The organism is Pseudomonas sp. B21-041, from assembly GCF_024748675.1.
Lineage (GTDB): Bacteria > Pseudomonadota > Gammaproteobacteria > Pseudomonadales > Pseudomonadaceae > Aquipseudomonas > Aquipseudomonas neuropathica.
In genome coordinates this window covers 2,722,109-2,738,948 of record NZ_CP087175.1, presented here as the reverse complement: position 1 = coordinate 2,738,948, position 16,840 = coordinate 2,722,109, and the positions used below count along the sequence as shown (strand labels likewise).

Here is a 16,840-nt window from a genome sequence, read left to right as displayed (position 1 = left end):
GCAGCCCTAAGGCTGCTGCCATTTCATTGTGCGTGTAGCAGGACTTACAAAGGACGACCCACGCCGTTGCAGACGCTGGCGTTGTTGATGTCCAGGTTGTTGCCGGAGGAGTTGGTGATGAAGTTGGCGGTCACAGCGTTTTTCCAGTTGGTTGGAACCGGAATGAAGCCGTGGGCAGCGGTAGCAACAGCGTTGCCTGGAGTGCTGTAGTGCTGGGTCAGGAAGGCCTTCACGTCAGCGGCAACAGCGGCGTCCTTGTAGCACTGGCCGAAGATGAAGTTGGTGTAGGCCGCCATGGCATAGCCGGTCCCTGGGTTGGCTACGACCGGTACCCACTGCGCCGGGTTGGATGGAGTGGCTGGCAGAGCAGCCGATGACAGGGCAGCATTGACGTTGGCGCTGGTAGGCTGAACACCGTTGATGCGCGCCACTACGGCGTTGCTCGACGCGTTCACACCGTCCGGACCGACATAACCGATCGAACCGTTTACAGCGTTCACGGCGGTAGCGACGTCAGCCGTGTTGACCACACCTACCCAGTTGCCCGGCAGCGGAGAGCCACCCAGACGAGCGCTGGTAAAGGTAGTGTTGACGGCGAACTGGCCAGGGCACACCGAGTTCAGGTGACGAGTGAGAATTTCAGTGGTGCCGCTGGAAGCCGTGCGATAGACCACGCGGATCAGGGTCGGGTCGGTTTTGGCGTCGTTGTTGAGCAGTTCACCCCAAGTGGTCTTGGCACCGGACAAGGCGTCGCACAGTTGCGCGCTGGTCAGGTTGAGGGTGGTGTTGCCAGTCTTTTTGTAAGGGATCGCTACCGAGGTGGCAACCGATGGCAACTGAATCAGCGGGCCGTAGGAAGTACCGAAGTTGGCGGTGTAGTTGCTGAGTTCCGTAGCGTTGAGAATCGAATCGCTGGCAGCGAAGTGTACAGTGCCGGTGGTGCCGAATTGCGAAGCGGTGTTGGAGAGGAAAGCACTTTTGCCGATGCCGCTACCGGTCACGGCGTAGCTGAAGTTGGCAGGCAGGATGCTGTTGGCAGAACCTTTGTACAGAGCGGCAGGCAGTGAGGCGCCACCACCGGTTACGGCCATGGCCTGGGCGGATGCCAGAGCGGCGACGGTCAATGAGGCTGCGATCAGAGTGCGCTTGAACATGAAGAATCTCCTTTTCAACTAGGTTTGGGAACACAGGTTTTCGGGTGACTTGCATGACACTGGGAGGACTCACCGGGGCCCTCGCTAGCGTTGGCCTTGGTTAAGTCGCACTGAGAAATTCGCAGCTTCCGGTGACAGATAAAGGAAAAAACCTCGGGAGGTGAGCGGTGTTTCCGAAGGGATTTTCTCGGGTGTTTGTCGGGTGTCGCGCAGCGTCTGGATCGCGGGTTTGGCGGAATCGGGCTGGAGGCGTTGGCGGGTGGTTGCAGATGACAGAAAGGAGAACCCGAGGATGGTTCTTTTGAGGGTCGGGTGATGCTGAAGTCCTGGAAAAAAGATTGGATTATTTGTTGCCCTGACTGGCCCCATCGCTGGCAAGCCAGCTCCCACAAGGAGCCATGTTGTCAATGCGATCTGCGACACAACACAAGAACCTGTGGGAGCTGGCTTGCCAGCGATGAGGCCAGGTCAGACACCCTAAAAACATCTGACACACCACTACTGGATCAACTCAGTGCTCTCAATGATCGAATGCAATTGACTTCACAACACAGAACACTGTGGGAGCGAGCCTGCTCGCGAAGGGGCCCGATCAGACACCATCAAAACCGGCTACTGGACCAGTTGGTTGATCTCAATGATCGGCAGCAACACCGCCATCACAATCACCAGCACCACCCCGCCCATCACCACAATCATCAGCGGCTCCAGCAGCGCGGTCATGCCCATCGCTCGCCGTTCGATATCACGCGACAGGGTTTGCGCTGCGCGCTCGAGCATCGGTGGCAGTGAACCGGTTTTTTCACCGCTGGCGATGAGGTGAATCAGCACCGGCGGGAAGACATTTTCCACCCGCAACGCTGCTGCCAGGTTGACGCCCTCGCGCACCTTGGCCGTGGCCTCAGTGACACTCAGGCTCAGGCGATCATTGGACAATGTCTGCCGCGCCGCTTCCAGTGCACGCAAGAGCGGCACCCCGGCACCGCCAAGAATCGCCAGCGTCGAGGCGAAACGCGCGGTGTTCAGACCCAGAATGAAACGCCCGAATAACGGCAATTTCAGCACCCGATGATGCCAACTCAAACGCGCCGCCGGATTGCGCAGGTACAGACGCCAGCTCCAGAACGCCCCGGCGATCAGCGCCGCACACAACCAGCCCCACGCACGAATGAAATCGCTGGCATTGAGCATCGCCAGGGTCAGCCCCGGCAAATCCTGCCGCGCTTGGGAAAACGCGCTGACCACCTGCGGCACCACGTAACTGAGCAGAAAAATCACAATGCCGATCGACACCAGCCCAACCACGCCCGGATAAATAAACGCGGTGAGAATCTTGCCGCGCAGGTTGTTGCGTTCTTCGATGTAGTCGGCCAGCCGCTCCATGACCTGCGCCAGATCGCCAGACTCTTCACCCGCCGCAATCAGCGCGCGATAGATCTCCGGAAAATCCCGTGGCCGCGCCGCCAGTGATTCCGCCAGTCGCATACCGCTGCGCACATCCGCGCGCACGGCACTTAGGGTGTGGGCAATGTGCTTTTTCTCGGCCTGCTCGACCGTGGCACTCAGCGCCGCTTCCAACGGCAGGCTGGCCCCGAGCAGACTCGCCAATTGCCGCGTGGCCCAGGCCAGGTCATTGTCCGAGAGTTTGGCGCTGAACAATCCACCGCCGCCGTGCTGGGCGACGTTGCTTTCCTTGTGCACCGATAACGCGGTCAACCCGCGCCCGCGTAATGTTGTGAACGCGGCAGCCTGGCTGTCCGCCTCAAGGTGCCCGGATTCGATCTTGCCGGTGGCATCGGCGGCTTCAAAACGATAGCGATTCATCAGGCGTCCCGTGTCACACGGAGGATTTCTTCAGGGGCAGTGGCGCCGCTGCGGATCCAGCGTTCACCGTCCTCACGCAGGCTGAACATCCCGGCCTTGGCCGCCGAGGCGCGCAAGGCCTGCTCCCCCGCCCCTTGGTGGATCAGGGTGCGGATGTCGTCGTCGATGCAAAACAATTCGTGGATGCCGGTGCGGCCGCTGTAGCCGGTTTGATTGCACTCCGGGCAGCCGACCGGGCGCCAGGTGCCGGGCGCGGTGGGGTCTTCTTCCTTGCATTGATTGCACAACCGCCTCACCAGTCGCTGCGCCAAAACCCCGAGCATCGACGAGGCCAGCAGAAACGGCTCGACGCCCATGTCGATCAAGCGGTTGACCGCCGACACTGCGTCGTTGGTGTGCAAGGTCGCCAACACCAAATGCCCGGTCAGCGACGCTTGCACGGCGATTTGTGCGGTCTCCAGATCACGGATTTCACCGATCATGATGATGTCCGGGTCTTGCCGCAAAATCGCTCGCAGCGCCAGGGCGAAGGTCATGTCGATCTTGGCGTTGACCTGAATCTGGCTGATGCCCGGCAGGTCGTATTCCACTGGATCTTCGACGGTGAGGATGTTGCTGGTACTTGCATCGAGCCGCGCCAGTGCGGCGTAGAGGCTGGTGGTCTTGCCGCTGCCGGTCGGCCCGGTGACCAAAACGATGCCGTGAGGCTGACGGATCAGGTGATCGAGTTTGGCCAATACCTGCGCGTCCATGCCGAGGGTTTCCAGATGCAGGCGCCCGGCCTGTTTGTCGAGCAAGCGCATCACCACCCGTTCGCCATGGCCGGTCGGCACGGTTGAAACACGAATATCGATCGGTCGACCGGCCACGCGTAGGGCAATGCGACCGTCCTGCGGCAGGCGTTTTTTCGGCGATGTCGAGCTGGGCCATGATCTTGATCCGCGACACCAGCGCACCGTGCAGAGCCTTGCGCGGAGAGACCACGTCACGCAGCGTGCCGTCGACGCGGTAGCGCACCACCGAATGGGTTTCGAACGGTTCGATATGAATGTCGCTGGCCTCGTCGCGCGCCGCTTGCGTGAGTAAGGCATTGATCATGCGAATCACCGGCGCGCCGTCCTGAGTGTCGAGCAGGTCGGTGATTTCCGGCATGTCTTGCATCAGGCGGTCGAGGTCGACTTCGTTTTCCGCCGCACCGACCACTGCCGCCGCGCTGCCCGTATCGGCATAAGCGCTGGCAAGCAAGCCATCCAGCTCATCATCGCGCACCCGCTGAATCGTGGTCGCGCCAAACTGACGCCGCGCCTCGCTGATCGACCAGCCCGGCGTCGACGGGCACACCGTCAGCACGCCATCGCACAAAAGAATGCGCTGCGCCTTGGCCCAGGCGTAAGGCAACACACTCATCTCAAACCCTCCCCAATCCCTGTAGGAGCTGCCGAAGGCTGCGATCTTTTGATTTTTGGCCGTTTGGGTCCGTCGAAGAGCAGGATCAACAGATCGCAGCCTTCGGCAGCTCCTACAGGTCCGTTTTCCAAATCAAAGGGTGATGGGGGAGTCATTGGATGGGCACCGCTTTGATGGTTGCGCGTGGGCCGGAGCTCGGTAACACCGCAGGCACACCCTGCGCCGCCGTCGGCAACTGCGGCGCCTGCATGTCCGGCATCGCCCAGCTGCGTTCCGGCTGCAAACCGCCCTGGGCGCGGCGCATGAAGTCGTAGCGGTTGAGCGTGATGCTGCGCCCCGCTTCGCTGTCGCGGATGATGTATGGGCGCAGGAACACCATCAGATTGGTCTTGGTGATCGCCCGGCGTTCATTGCGAAACAACGCTCCAATCCCCGGCAAGCTGCCCAGCCACGGCACCGCGTCATTGCTCTGGCTGTAGCCGTCCTGCAGCAACCCGCCGAGCACCATGATCTGGCCGTCGTCGAGCAAAATACTGGTGTCGATTGCACGTTTGTTGGTGACGATGCCCGCCGAATTGGCACTGGCCGAAGCCCGCTCATCAATGCTGCTGACTTCCTGATAGATGTCGAGCTTGACCGTGCCGCCCTCGGAAATCTGCGGGCGCACATTGAGCTTCAAACCCACTTCTTCACGGGTCACGGTCTGGAACGGGTTATTGCTGGTGCCGCCACCGCCAGTGACGTAACTGCCGCTGACAAACGGGATGGTCTGCCCCACAAAAATGCTTGCCGCTTCGTTGTCGAGGGTCAGCAGGTTCGGCGTCGACAGCACGTTGGTGCCACCCTTGCTCTTCAAGGCCCGGGCCAACACTTTCAGGTCAAGAATCTTGCCGATACCGGGAATGTCGACAGTGCCGTTGACGTAACCCAGGTTCAAACCCTGCGGCAGTACGTCGATGCTGGTTTTGCCGCTGACGTTGATCCCCGAGCCACCCAGATTCGCGCCACCGATCACGCCATTGCCACCGAGGTTGCCGGTCTGCCACTGCACGCCGAACTCACTGGCATCGTCCTCGCCGACTTCGACGATCAGGCTTTCGATCACCACTTGCGCGCGGCGCTGGTCGAGCAGATCAATCACCTCGCGCAGGTTGCGATACAACGGCTCCGGCGCGGAAATCAGCAAAGTGTTGGTGGTGGCGTCAGCCTGAATGGTCACGCCGCCGGCACTGAAGGCGACGTTCTGTTCGCTGTTCTGCGTACCGCCGCTGCCGGTTGCGCTGCCACTGCTGCCCTGCGCGTAACTGCCACCCGTGCTACCGCTGCTGTTGGTGGTCGAGGTGCTGCCGCTGGTTTGCGTGCCGCTCTGGCCATTCTGCCCAGCGCTGCCGCCGGTACTTGCGCCCATGGCACTGAGCACCGAGCGCGCACTGTCGCTGGTGCCGCTGTCGCTCTCACCGGTGAGCAAACCGCGCAGCGCCTGCGCCAGTTTCGCTGCTTGCGCGTTACGCAGATAAACCACATGCAGATTGCTCGGATTACTCTGCGCGTTATCCAGTTTGTAGATCAGGTTACGCGCCAGTTCCGTGCGCTCCGGGCTGCCGGCGCGAATGATGATGGTGTTGGAACGCGGGTCACCGATCACGGCGATTTTCTGCGTCGGATCATTGCCCGGCGCATCGAGCAAATCAGCCACCATCGGCGCGATGTCAGCGGCAATGCCGTTCTGGATCTGCACCACATCGGTGTCGATCGCGCTCGGCGAATCAATGCTCGCAATCAACTGCGCAACGCGGGTCAGGTTCTCGGCGTAGTCGGTGATGACGATGGTGTTATTGCCCGGATAGGCGTTGATCGGATTGTTCGGAGAAACGATCGGCCGCAGCACCGGAATAAGGTTGACTGCGTTCTCGTATTGCAGACGAAACGTGCGCGTGAGCATGCCGTTGCCCGCCGGTTTGTCGGCGCTGTAAATCGGCCCGCCGAGCAACTTCGCATCCGCCTCCGGCACCACCTGCGCCACACCGCCAACATCGACCACGCTAAAACCCTGCATGCGCAACGCCGCCAACAACATGTCGTACGCCTGCCGCGCCGGCACCTGACCTTCCGAGACCAGCGTCAACGTGCCCTTGACCCGAGGATCGACGAGAAACTGCTGCCCGGTGGAACGCGACAACGCGCGCACCACCGCTTGAATATCCGCGTCGACAAAATTCAGCGTTACCGGTTGATCACCCAGAGGATTACTCGGCAAGGCAATGCCCGACGGTGCCGCGCCGCTGCGCGCACGCTGGGTGATGTTGTGCAATTGCTTCGGCACGGGTCGCGCCTGAGCCTGCGCGCGCTCGCGATCGAGCACCGCGTCGCCGCTGCGCTGGGTGTTGGCCAGCGGCCGGCCCAGCTCGCTGTCGACCAGCAACGGCGGCTGATTCTGCGGTGTGGTGGTGTTGCTGCACGCGCTCAACGCCATCAGCAGCATCGGCAACGCCAGACGTGCCGGTTTGGATCCTGACCCCTTCATGAAGCTTCCTTAGCGCCCAGCGCCTGATCCATGCGAACGGTGCCTGACAAAGTGCCGGCGGTGACTTCGGTCGAGGGGTTGTCTGCGCGTTGCAAACGGGCCTCGACCACTTGCAGAGAATGTTGTGCCGGGTTGCTCAACAGCCAGTCGAGCACGGCGTCGGCCGGTGCCGCGTCGAAGGTCAACTGCCAAGCGCCCGCCTCCCCGGCTTGCAACTGATAGTGCCCGGCGAGGCCGCTGGCCTGCAGAGTCTGCTCCAGCGACTGCGCCACGCTTTGCCCGGCGGGACGCACGCTGACTTCACGCAGCAATACTTCCAGCGCTTCAGTCTGAGCGCGCAGCTTTGGCATCTCGGCTTCCCAATAAGCGATTTTCTTCAGCGGTGGCTGGATCAGCGCAACCCACAGCAGCAGGCCCACCAGCGCTACAGCCATACCGCCAACCATGCGTTTTTCGCGCAGCGCCAACGGCTGCCAACGGGCCTGCACCTGAGCGTTAAAGCGTTGCCACTTGGCGCGATAGAGCGCGAGCGAGGCCTTATTCATCTTCTTCTGCTCCGCCGTTGTCATCGCTGTCGCTTGGGCTGGCTTCAGTGGCCGGACGCAAGGTCCAGCCCTCGTCATCCGCCGTAACGCTGATACCGGCCTGGGCCAAGGTACTTTGCCACTCCTGATCATTGCCGCCGCGACGGGCTTCACTCAGCAGACTCAGTTGCAAGACGCCGTCGACAAACGTCAGCCGCTCGACACTGCCGGCCATCGACGGCATGCCACTGCCGGCCTGCAACACCAAACGATTGAAGGTCTGCGCCGGATCATCCGCCGCGCCCTTCTGCCGCGCCGCCAATTGCTGGCGAGCCTGTTGCAACGGGTTGAGAATCACCGGCAACTCGGGAAACGCCTGCTTTACCCGCAGGTTCATCTGGGTTTTCAACTGCTGGCCCTGCCCGGCCTCGCGAGCGGCGTAAAGGTTCAAACCGATCACCCAAATGGCCACGGCCAACGCTGACAGGGCGATCGCCCTGCCCCAGCCGCGATGCTCGGTTTGTTGTTGCTGGACCGCGCCATGCAGCCCCCAACCCGGAAGCGGCCCGGTCCAGCGCTGCACACCCGCCATCGGCAGTTCAGCACCCGGCGGCGGTTGCTCACCGATCCAATGCAAAGTGACGCCCGGTTCCCACACGACACCGTCGAAACCGTCATCGAACAACGGCTGCACCCGCGCCGCTTGCACGCTATCGCGCAGCAACAAATGCCCGTCCTGCACGCAAGCGACGGTGCCGGGCAGCGCCGGCAAACTGTAGGGTGCCGGGTAGAGACCGCGCAGGTTCAGCCCAGCGCTTTTGAGCAACTGGCCAAAACCCAACAACTGTTGCCTAGGCGCCCAAGCAATCTGCACCTGCCCGGCCTCGTCCCGCGAGCTGTGCGCAATGTGCATCTCACTGCTGTCGCCGAGCATCAAGGCCTGCGCCGCACACTGCACCGCCGCGACAATCTTGCTGGCCGGCAACGGCGGCAAATCGAGACTCGCCAACAGGCTGTCAGCCGGGTGCAGAAAACACACCAGCGGCGGCAGTTTCGCCTGCTTGCTCAACTGGCTCAGACTGTGGCGTTCTTCCCGCGTGACCTGACCCTGCCGATCCAGCCAGGCGCAGTGCAATTGACTGTGTAGATCCAGTTCCGCCAAAGTCGGCAACGCCACTTTCAACTGGCTCATACGCCCACCCGCGACCAGATCACCTGCGGTAAGCGGTCCTGACTGCGATGCAACAACGCCTCAAGACTGACCCGCCGCTGATCACGCCGCGCCTCACCGCGCAGGCGAAACCAGTCACTGGTAATGCCGACCTTGACGCTGGTCAGTTCCAATTGCGGCATGCGCAAGCGGTTAACAAAATCACCACGGTTGATAAACCAGCGCCCGGCATCGCGCTCGGCGATCAGCGCATTCGCGCGCTCCAGCGACAGCCCCGGTACATAAGCCGCTAAAACCGGCGCGGTGGCCGTATTGCCATTGAGCCAGGTCGTCGCGGGGATCACCGTCAGGTACGGCGCCAGTTTGCCCATCACCGCCTCATTCACGCCGTCGACACTGCGCAAATCATCGATGCTGCGCAGCATCGGCAACGTCGGTTTTTGCGGTTTGTGTGAAGCGTTGGGCGAGGTCGCGCGGCCACTGTCGAAACCGCTTTTCGGCGCCTCGGCTATCTGCGGATTCAGCAGTCGCGGATAAGAGGCAATCACCCGCTGACTGATGCGCTGACTCAAACCGGCGCTGACCCCGATCAACTCGCACAAGCGCTGAAACGCCGCGACCTGCGCCTCATCGACACGCTCATTGGCCACCAGATTGCGCAGGTTGAACTTGCCCTGCTCATCCTCCAGCCGCCCTTCAAAACCTTGCGCGGAGAGACGCTGCGCCCACGGCTGATCGAGCCGCGTCAACGGATCGCGCTGACGCGCATCCCAAAGTAATTGACGACTGATCTCAAGCCCGCCCTGCACCAGCCAACGCCCCTGCACACGCTGCTGATCCGCCTCCAGCGCCCGGGTCGACACGCTCTGGCGCGTCAACATGCCCGCCGCAATCACCGCCACCACGGCCGCAATCAACAACGCGCTGATAATCGCCATGCCCTGTTGCTTCGCCCCCTCAGGCGAGCGGCTGTTCATGGCCGGCCTTACAACTGCCAGGAACCGATATCGGCATTCACGCCGTCGCCGTCCGGCTGACCGTCGGCACCGAGGGAAAAGATGTCGATCTCGCCATTCGCGCCAGGGTTGAGGTACTGATAAGGACGCCCCCACGGATCGTTAGGCAAGCGCTCCAGGTACGAGCGCCAATTGCTGTTCTTCGCATCCGCCGGCCGCTCCACCAACACCTTCAGCCCCTGGTTCATGCTCGGGTAAGTACCGTGATCAAGGCGATACAACTTCAACGCCTGCATCAACCCACCAATATCCTGCTTCGCCGCCGTCGCCCGCGCCTGATCCGGCCGGTCGAGCACCTTGGGCACCACCATCGCCGCCAAAATCCCCAAAATCACCACGACCACCATGATCTCGATCAGGGTAAAACCCTGCTGCCCACGCGGCGTGCGCATCGGTTGCTGGCGCGATTTGAAAGGTGCGATATCCATCTCGACATACCCTGGCTTGATTCGATTCGACGCGCAGTGTTGCAAGAAGATATGTCAGTGATGTTGAAAATCCTCGGGTGTTTTCGTCGTCAAGCCGTCAAGCACGCGGGTTAGCGTCGGGGGCTGGGTTTGGGGTTTGGGCCAGTTATGCGTGCGCGTTCGCGGGAAGAGGGTTTCACCCTGATTGAAGTGCTGGTGGCGCTGGCGATTATTGCCGTGGCGATGTCGGCGGCTGTGCGCGTGGCGGGGTTGATGACGCAGAGTAGTGGGGTTTTAAGGGATCGGTCGGTGGCGATGATTGCGGCGCAGAGTCGGATGGCGGAGTTGCGGTTGGAAGGCAGGTTGCCGATGGGCATGAAAGCGCAGGAATGTGATCAGGGGCGGTTGTTGCTGCGGTGTGAGCAACTGATCAGCGCAGCCGAAAATGGCCGCTTACTCAAGATTGGTATTCAGGTATTTGACCGCAACCAGGATGCGCCGCCGTTGGCCAGGCTGGAGACTTTGTTGTCCCGAACGGAAAGCCCCTCACCCTAGCCCTCTCCCAGAGGTAGAGGGGACCGATTGGGGGATATTCGAGAGCTGCACCGACTTGAAAGCCATGCACTGAATCCAAAATGGCCAAGCTCAAAAAGCCAAATCGAAGGTCCTTCACCAAAACCATAATCGCCAAGGCCTTTCACCAAACCCATAATCACCAAAATCTTCCAGGTCGACGTACCCCGCAAGACACCTCGGTCGGCCCCCTCTCCCTCCGGGAGAGGGCTGGGGTGAGGGCCGCTTCTACTCGCAAGCCCCCAAACCCGGCAACAGACTCGCCACGTTCTGCGCAATGGCCTGAACCAAAGCAACCAATCAATCAGCCCCATCCAAATCAACCAGCCCCACCGCCGGAACCTGCCAAGCAGGCTTTTTCCCACTCTGACCATCAAACACCCGGCGCGCCTCGCGAAAATCATCCACGTGCTCCACAACCCAAGTCCAAATCGGCGACATGCGAACCAACAGCTCCATACCCAACGCCGTCAGCTCGTACTCGACATGGGGCGGCACTTGATCCAACTCCCGCCGTATCAGCAAACCATCGCGTTCCAGCGCCCGCAGCGTCTTGGTCAACATGCGCTGTGTCACGCCCGTCATTTGCCGTTTGATCTCGGCATGACGCATCGTGCCGTACACACCCAGGGCATGCAGGATACCCAGTGACCAGCGGCTACCGGCGTGAGCCAGGACTTCGCGCCGCACGCCATCATCGTCTCGTCTTAGCGTCTGGCAGATCGCTTCTGCCTGGCTAAGGGTTTCCTCATCGGTCATGTGTCCCCCTGGTATCACGCGTGTGCCTTCTTCTGAGCGCTGCGCAATCGTGCCAGCATCGACAAATCATACAGACGAATCTCAGGAGACATCATGACCGCAGCGACCCACCCTTCCCCACAATCCATTCTCGTACTCGGCGCCGGCGAACTCGGCCTGCCGGTGCTGCGCAATCTTGCGCGGGTAGCCAAGCGCTCGCCCGGCAGCACCATCAGCGTCCTGCTCAGGGATTCGACCATCAACACGCAAGCCCCCGAGAAAAAGCGGGAAATCGATGAACTGCGCAGTCTGGGCATCCAGCTAGTCGCTGCAGACCTGGTTAACGATTCCATCGATCAACTGGCCGAAGTGTTCGCAGCATTCGATACCGTCATAGGCTGCGCAGGCATGGTCGCGGGCCGTGAAACGCCGATGAAACTGGCGACAGCAGCGCTCAGGTCCGGCGTGAAGCGCTACTTCCCTTGGCAGTTTGGCGTCGATTTCGAAGTGATTGGCCGGGGCAGCCCGCAGGATTTGTTCGATGCGCAACTCGACGTGCGCGAGTTGCTCCGCGCGCAGGATAAAACCGAGTGGGTGATCATCTCGACCGGCATGTTCACCAGCTTCCTGTTCGAGCCGGTCTTTGAAGTCGTCGATTTTGAAAACCACACCGTCAACGCCTTGGGCAGCCTGGAAACCAGCGTGACGCTCACGACACCGGAGGACATCGGCAAGCTGACAGCGGATATCGTTTTCTTCGAACCGCGCTTTCGCAATGAGATCGTCTACCTGTCTGGCGACACGGTGACGTATGGGCAGGTGGCGAGCCTGCTTGAACGTGTGCTGGGGCGGCCGTTCAAGCGTAACGTCTGGACGGTTCCTCACCTGATGCAGGAACTGGAAAAAGACCCCACTCACCACATCAAAAAATACCGCGCCGTATTTGCCCAAGGCAGAGGCGTGTCGTGGCCTAAAGCGGGGACTTTCAACGAACAGCAGTCGATTCAGGTCACAACGGCTGAACAGTGGGCTCGAGACAACCTGGCAGTCGATTGACGCTAGCAAGCACCCCGCCACTCACAGTTACAGAAACGCGTACATCGTCTCGAAATTTATCGCGGCTGAAGAACCAGCACACTCCCACCTTGGAACACACTCAAAGGTGGGAGCGAGCTTGCTCGCGAAGGCGCCAGAGTTCACACCTGATCAATCACCAAGTGCCCCCGACACCCGTATCACTCCGGCAATTGCAAATTATCCAGCGCCCGATTCACCGCCAATTCCCCGAGCATGATCAACTGCGCGATCCCCAACAACGCCCGACGCTGCGACGCCGGCAACAGACTGGCGACGTTCTGCGCGATGGTTTTGGCCGAAGCAAGCGTTTCGCTGGCATCCGTCAGCAGTTCTTCGTTTTTGTTGTCGGCAGTGACGGCGTACATCCCACGGTTTTTGCGTGGCGGCGGCGTGGAACCGGGTGGACAGAGGTAATGGTCGAGCGCGCGGTCGGCGGCTTCGTGGAGTTTTTTTGAGTCGATTGATTCGTAGGGAGACGTGCAGTTAGATTCGGGCGGGTTGGGTGTTGGTTTGATCATGGTGAAGCTCCTTGATGACTGGAGCCGCCACCGTTCGCGGTCAAACAAACTGGGTGGCAGCTGTACGCGGGTTGACCGACCGGACATCAAGGACTCCGGCACACCCGAAGGTGTCCCACGCACAGCCACCGCGACATGATTTCAGACAATGCCTGAACACGTGCAGAACGCTGGCGCGCCTTGATGTTGGGCGGACGGTCAAATCCGATCGCTGATTCGTCAGCGACCGCACCACGATAGAACCCGCCCCAAAAGCGCACAAGCCGGCGGATTCTGGCGTAGCTGTAGGCAAAGGCGCAAGGATATGTAGCCTGAGAGAGTGTCTGGAGATGTCTTTTTAAACGTTGGTGTTTATCGAGATAGCATTCCACCACTTGCCCCTAAATAGATCCCTCCCCTTATCCAAGGCGCCCGCTGTCGCGGGTCAGGTCTATTGCGACTTTAGTTGCTGTCGAAAACGGGAAGTAATGCAGGTAGTATGCGGCGGCCTTGTGCCACTATTATCAAGGCAGCGCTACACCTTGATAGAGCTGCCCTACCCCCCTACTTTTCCCCGCGAACCTGGAACGGTGACACGCAATGGATGCAAGCATTCAGAAGATCGAACTCTACGGCCACGCCCTCGACACACCGCAGAGCAAGCTTGATACCAACCTGGTCAGGCAAGCATTCTCGACGATTGCCTCGACATGGTCGCGGAAAATCAATGGCGGCTTCTACGACCTGTTTTCCGACCTGGATAACCTCTACGAAGACGGTGACGATCTGGCACACGAGATCCGCATCCAGGCAATAGGTCAAAGTATCAAACTCACCGTGGCCCACGGGATCTACGATATCGACGAAGAACGTTTCTATGACGCCTTCATGGAGCGCTACGACTCGTGGGATGAAGACTTCGGCGTATTGGCCGAGCAATACGAGGCCATTGTCGAGCGCACTGCCGAGCAGGATGCCCATCGCACCAATCGCCGCCATGGCCGCCGCCAATGGGTAGGCTACGGCTCAGAGAAAGCGGTATACGATGCCGACGCGAAAAACCTCATGTCCAATATTGGTCATGGAGTATTCAACCTGATGGCCAAAGGGGTCAGCGCACTCGGCAACTCGTTCAAGAAAGACGAGATTTTCAAGAGTCCGGCAACGGTCAAGGCTTTTGCAGACGGTGCCAGCAATATCGTCAATGCGGCGTACCTCGCGACGCTCGACGCCATCAATGCCGACTCACCCGGAAAGTTGCATGGCTACTCGAAGGACGAGATCAGAAAGTCCCAAGCGATTACCGAGAACATTGAAAAAGGCCTGATCCCCGACGATGCCGTGCTGCCGTCGGCGATCAAGGCGATCAGTGCTTATCCCTACAACGAGCGCATCTACCCGATCCTGCTGCGCAAGTTCGGCGGTGATCAAGGGCGGCTGGATGATGTAGTGGAGTTTTTCGGCATGGGAGGCCTGCTCAAGGAAAAGCAAACGCTGATCCAGGAGCAAATGCGCCAGTGCGATCTGAGCACGGTGGAAAGTTTCAACGCCAGTCGTCCGGACATCGAGCGCTATGCGCAATTCATCTGTTACGACCGTTTCGACGAACACTGTGAGCGAGTGATCGAGAAAATCGTGGCGAGCGAGACTCAGACAAGCTCGCCATCTGCCATAACCTCCACACTACCGGGCGCCGCAAAACACAGCGCCAGCGGGTTGACCGTAGCGATGGCCGCCGAGGGCTTCAGGTCCAATGCCGACCACAAGTTCTATGCAGCGCCGGACTTGCCGGCGAAGAAAATTTTGACATTCGAATCCAAAAACGCGCTGAACCTTGCCAAGGACGAGGTGGTGTTCTACTTCGACGACACGGTGTTTGGTTCCGGCGACAAGGGCGTATTGGTTGATCTTGAGCGCGTGTATGCGTACTTGCCATTCAAGGAGTCGCACCGCGTGGCACTTGCTGATATCGCCGACGTTACCATCAGCGGTCTGATGAATAAAAAGCTGACGATTGCCAAGCGTGATGGAACCAAGGTGGATGTGCCACTGACCCAAAGCAACAAGGGCGCGACCAGCCTGTACGAGGCCATTCTTAAGCTGGTGCGGTTGAGAGAGGCGGCGGGGAACTGATTTATCAGGTCTGCCGAAGTTCAAGGTCGGTGACATACCGGGCGCGATGCCGAAAGCAGCAATAAACTGATCCGCAACCTTACGCCGAGTATCCGAAGTGTCTGTCGTGCTGAAAATCGGAGATAGGAGCCATCAAATGAAGGCTTCAATCCTCGTACTTGTCGCGCTTTATTGCACGGGTATCAGCGCAGCGTTTGCCCATGACTCACAGGAGCCAAACGACAATCGCAAGCCAACAGGCATAGTCGTCGGTGAGCTTTTGGTTGCGGTCAAGTCCAAGCTAGTCAAACAAGGATGGAAGCCGACGCGTATGCACACCACCGACGGCTATGAATACAGCGGCGTGGAGAAGGAGCTGGCTGCACACAAGTTCTTCGAACTGGATACCTGCTCGTTTGATAGCTCGCGCTGCATCTTGTACTACGCGAAGAAAGGAACTTGCCTACGCGTCGACATCATTGGAGAGCAATTCAAAGACATGACGGTGACGCGATGGACCCGCGAATGTCCTGAAGGCCCTCAATAACCACACGAAAACGGCACGGTAATAATCAACTGCTCCCACAGGTTCCAGCGTCGTACACAACATCTGCAATCAGCATAAAACCCTGTGGGAGCGAGCCTGCTCGCGAAAGCGCCAGAATGAACACCCGATCAATCACCAGGTGATCCCGGCACCCGCATCACTCCGGCAATTGCAAATTATCCAACGCCCGATTCACCGCCAACTCCCCGAGCATGATCAACTGCGCAATCCCCGCCAGCGCTTGGCGCTGCGATGCCGGCAACAGGCTGGAGACGTTCTGGGCGATGGTTTTGGCCGAAGCGAGTGTTGCACTGGCATCGACCAGCAGTTCTTCGGTTTTGTTGTCCGCCGTCACGGCGTACATCCCACGGTTTTTACGTGGGGGCGGCGTGGAGCCGGGTGGACAGAGGTAATGGTCGAGCGCGCGGTCGGCGGCTTCGTGGAGTTTTCTGGAATCGATGGATTCGTAGGGGGAAACCGAGGCGGTTTCGGGCGGGTTGGGTGTTGGTTTGATCATGAGTGAATCTCCAAATCATAGAAAAGGAGCCATCATCTTTCGCTACCAAACGAAGGGGTGGTGGCCATACGAAGGTTGGTAGACCGGTGACTTGGAGAACCGGCGCGCCCGAAGACGCCCTGCGCATGGCCACCATAAATACACAGCCCCAAAGGCCTGTATCGGGTGACGCTATGCGCCAAGTCTAAGCCGGGCTACCAAACCCGATCGCTGATTCGTCAGCGACCGGACCACAATAGAACCCACCCCCAAGGCGCACAAGCCGGCGGATTCTGGCGTAGCTGTAGGCAAAGGCGCAAGGATGTGTAGCCTGGGAGAGTGTTTGGAGATGTCTTTTTAAACATTGGTGTTTATCGAGGCCTCATTGCGTCACGTATCCCTTAACAGATGCGTCTCCTTACCCGTCCTTAACCCAGCGATATTACTTGGGAAACGCTCAACAACGTTGCAGCCCTTCAGGATCAACTCACCGCAAGATAGAACTGAGATTGCGCATCTGGTAATACGGGGGAATTGGCGGTGGATCATGCGTTGGATAATGTTAAGGCGAAGGCGTAATAGTCTGCTCGTAGTAGCTCAGCAGAGGGAAAGAAATGGCCGAGGCTGTCAGGCACACATGACAACCTCCGCCACGAGAATAATGCTATTTTTACGATACATCTTGACGTTCTCCTTCCTCCAAGATAGCGATCTTGCCCCCTATTGACTTTCGGGCAGCCGCTCGGTCATGTCCAAAGACTTGCATTGGCAAT

General features: G+C 59.6%; 14 protein-coding genes and 1 pseudogene. 4 read left to right on the top strand and 11 right to left on the bottom strand.

What is annotated here, in order from left to right:
- Nucleotides 1-44 precede the first annotated feature (44 nt).
- From LOY43_RS12230 to gspG, 8 genes and pseudogenes are all read right to left on the bottom strand, one after another.
- Nucleotides 45-1,154 (bottom strand): substrate-binding domain-containing protein, encoded by a 1,110-nt coding sequence (locus tag LOY43_RS12230; protein ID WP_095049840.1) that lies wholly within the window; start codon nt 1,152-1,154, stop codon nt 45-47.
- Nucleotides 1,155-1,766: 612 nt separating this feature from the next.
- A complete protein-coding gene (gene gspF, locus LOY43_RS12225) occupies nt 1,767-2,978 on the bottom strand; it encodes a type II secretion system inner membrane protein GspF (RefSeq protein WP_258709725.1) in 1,212 nt (403 codons plus the stop codon).
- Nucleotides 2,978-4,385, bottom strand: a pseudogene (gene gspE / locus LOY43_RS12220) (type II secretion system ATPase GspE). The gene gspF and the pseudogene gspE overlap by 1 nt, the downstream one beginning before the upstream one ends.
- 151 nt (nt 4,386-4,536) lie before the next feature.
- Nucleotides 4,537-6,909 (bottom strand): type II secretion system secretin GspD, encoded by a 2,373-nt coding sequence (gspD, locus tag LOY43_RS12215; protein ID WP_258709724.1) that lies wholly within the window; start codon nt 6,907-6,909, stop codon nt 4,537-4,539.
- Complete coding sequence (locus tag LOY43_RS12210; protein ID WP_258709723.1) at nt 6,906-7,454, bottom strand: type II secretion system protein M; 549 nt, start codon at nt 7,452-7,454, stop codon at nt 6,906-6,908. The genes gspD and LOY43_RS12210 overlap by 4 nt, the downstream gene beginning before the upstream one ends.
- Complete coding sequence (gene gspL, locus LOY43_RS12205) at nt 7,447-8,625, bottom strand: type II secretion system protein GspL (protein ID WP_258709722.1); 1,179 nt, start codon at nt 8,623-8,625, stop codon at nt 7,447-7,449. The genes LOY43_RS12210 and gspL overlap by 8 nt, the downstream gene beginning before the upstream one ends.
- A complete protein-coding gene (gspK, locus tag LOY43_RS12200) occupies nt 8,622-9,581 on the bottom strand; it encodes a type II secretion system minor pseudopilin GspK (RefSeq protein WP_095125641.1) in 960 nt (319 codons plus the stop codon). Before gspK ends, gspL begins: the two co-directional genes overlap by 4 nt.
- 8 nt (nt 9,582-9,589) lie before the next feature.
- Nucleotides 9,590-10,048 carry a type II secretion system major pseudopilin GspG gene (gene gspG, locus LOY43_RS12195; RefSeq protein ID WP_122660866.1) on the bottom strand — a complete coding sequence of 153 codons (459 nt, stop codon included), beginning with the start codon at nt 10,046-10,048 and terminating at the stop codon, nt 9,590-9,592.
- Nucleotides 10,049-10,195: 147 nt separating this feature from the next.
- Here gspG and gspI point away from each other — a divergent pair, with 147 nt between their 5' ends.
- On the top strand, nt 10,196-10,582 hold the full coding sequence (gene gspI / locus LOY43_RS12190) for a type II secretion system minor pseudopilin GspI (protein WP_258709721.1): 387 nt from the start codon (nt 10,196-10,198) through the stop codon (nt 10,580-10,582).
- Between the two features lie 318 nt (nt 10,583-10,900).
- Here gspI and LOY43_RS12185 read toward each other — a convergent pair whose 3' ends face one another.
- Nucleotides 10,901-11,359, bottom strand: coding sequence for a helix-turn-helix domain-containing protein (locus tag LOY43_RS12185; RefSeq protein WP_258709720.1), 459 nt, complete (start codon nt 11,357-11,359; stop codon nt 10,901-10,903).
- A gap of 93 nt (nt 11,360-11,452) precedes the next feature.
- Here LOY43_RS12185 and LOY43_RS12180 point away from each other — a divergent pair, with 93 nt between their 5' ends.
- Nucleotides 11,453-12,394: an aromatic alcohol reductase gene (locus tag LOY43_RS12180; RefSeq protein WP_258709719.1), complete on the top strand. Its 942-nt coding sequence runs from the start codon at nt 11,453-11,455 to the stop codon at nt 12,392-12,394.
- A gap of 179 nt (nt 12,395-12,573) precedes the next feature.
- Here the strand turns inward: LOY43_RS12180 and LOY43_RS12175 are convergent, their stop codons facing one another.
- Nucleotides 12,574-12,933, bottom strand: coding sequence for a DUF6124 family protein (locus tag LOY43_RS12175; RefSeq protein ID WP_141128567.1), 360 nt, complete (start codon nt 12,931-12,933; stop codon nt 12,574-12,576).
- 579 nt (nt 12,934-13,512) lie between these two features.
- Here LOY43_RS12175 and LOY43_RS12170 point away from each other — a divergent pair.
- Both LOY43_RS12170 and LOY43_RS12165 read left to right on the top strand, forming a co-directional pair.
- Nucleotides 13,513-15,045 (top strand): hypothetical protein, encoded by a 1,533-nt coding sequence (locus LOY43_RS12170; protein ID WP_258709718.1) that lies wholly within the window; start codon nt 13,513-13,515, stop codon nt 15,043-15,045.
- Between the two features lie 136 nt (nt 15,046-15,181).
- The gene (locus LOY43_RS12165) at nt 15,182-15,571 is read left to right on the top strand and encodes a hypothetical protein (RefSeq protein WP_258709717.1); all 390 of its coding nucleotides are present in this window, start codon (nt 15,182-15,184) and stop codon (nt 15,569-15,571) included.
- Between the two features lie 157 nt (nt 15,572-15,728).
- On the opposite strand, the gene LOY43_RS12160 is transcribed toward LOY43_RS12165, so the two are convergent.
- The gene (locus LOY43_RS12160) at nt 15,729-16,088 is read right to left on the bottom strand and encodes a DUF6124 family protein (RefSeq protein ID WP_095122814.1); all 360 of its coding nucleotides are present in this window, start codon (nt 16,086-16,088) and stop codon (nt 15,729-15,731) included.
- Nucleotides 16,089-16,840 lie beyond the last annotated feature (752 nt).

Coding starts and splice junctions, on each gene's coding strand:
- LOY43_RS12230 (WP_095049840.1), bottom strand. CDS start 1,154: ATGTTCAAGCGCACTCTGATCGCAGCCTCATTGACCGTCGCCGCTCTG.
- gspF (WP_258709725.1), bottom strand. CDS start 2,978: ATGAATCGCTATCGTTTTGAAGCCGCCGATGCCACCGGCAAGATCGAA.
- gspD (WP_258709724.1), bottom strand. CDS start 6,909: ATGAAGGGGTCAGGATCCAAACCGGCACGTCTGGCGTTGCCGATGCTG.
- LOY43_RS12210 (WP_258709723.1), bottom strand. CDS start 7,454: ATGAATAAGGCCTCGCTCGCGCTCTATCGCGCCAAGTGGCAACGCTTT.
- gspL (WP_258709722.1), bottom strand. CDS start 8,625: ATGAGCCAGTTGAAAGTGGCGTTGCCGACTTTGGCGGAACTGGATCTA.
- gspK (WP_095125641.1), bottom strand. CDS start 9,581: ATGAACAGCCGCTCGCCTGAGGGGGCGAAGCAACAGGGCATGGCGATT.
- gspG (WP_122660866.1), bottom strand. CDS start 10,048: ATGGATATCGCACCTTTCAAATCGCGCCAGCAACCGATGCGCACGCCG.
- gspI (WP_258709721.1), top strand. CDS start 10,196: ATGCGTGCGCGTTCGCGGGAAGAGGGTTTCACCCTGATTGAAGTGCTG.
- LOY43_RS12185 (WP_258709720.1), bottom strand. CDS start 11,359: ATGACCGATGAGGAAACCCTTAGCCAGGCAGAAGCGATCTGCCAGACG.
- LOY43_RS12180 (WP_258709719.1), top strand. CDS start 11,453: ATGACCGCAGCGACCCACCCTTCCCCACAATCCATTCTCGTACTCGGC.
- LOY43_RS12175 (WP_141128567.1), bottom strand. CDS start 12,933: ATGATCAAACCAACACCCAACCCGCCCGAATCTAACTGCACGTCTCCC.
- LOY43_RS12170 (WP_258709718.1), top strand. CDS start 13,513: ATGGATGCAAGCATTCAGAAGATCGAACTCTACGGCCACGCCCTCGAC.
- LOY43_RS12165 (WP_258709717.1), top strand. CDS start 15,182: ATGAAGGCTTCAATCCTCGTACTTGTCGCGCTTTATTGCACGGGTATC.
- LOY43_RS12160 (WP_095122814.1), bottom strand. CDS start 16,088: ATGATCAAACCAACACCCAACCCGCCCGAAACCGCCTCGGTTTCCCCC.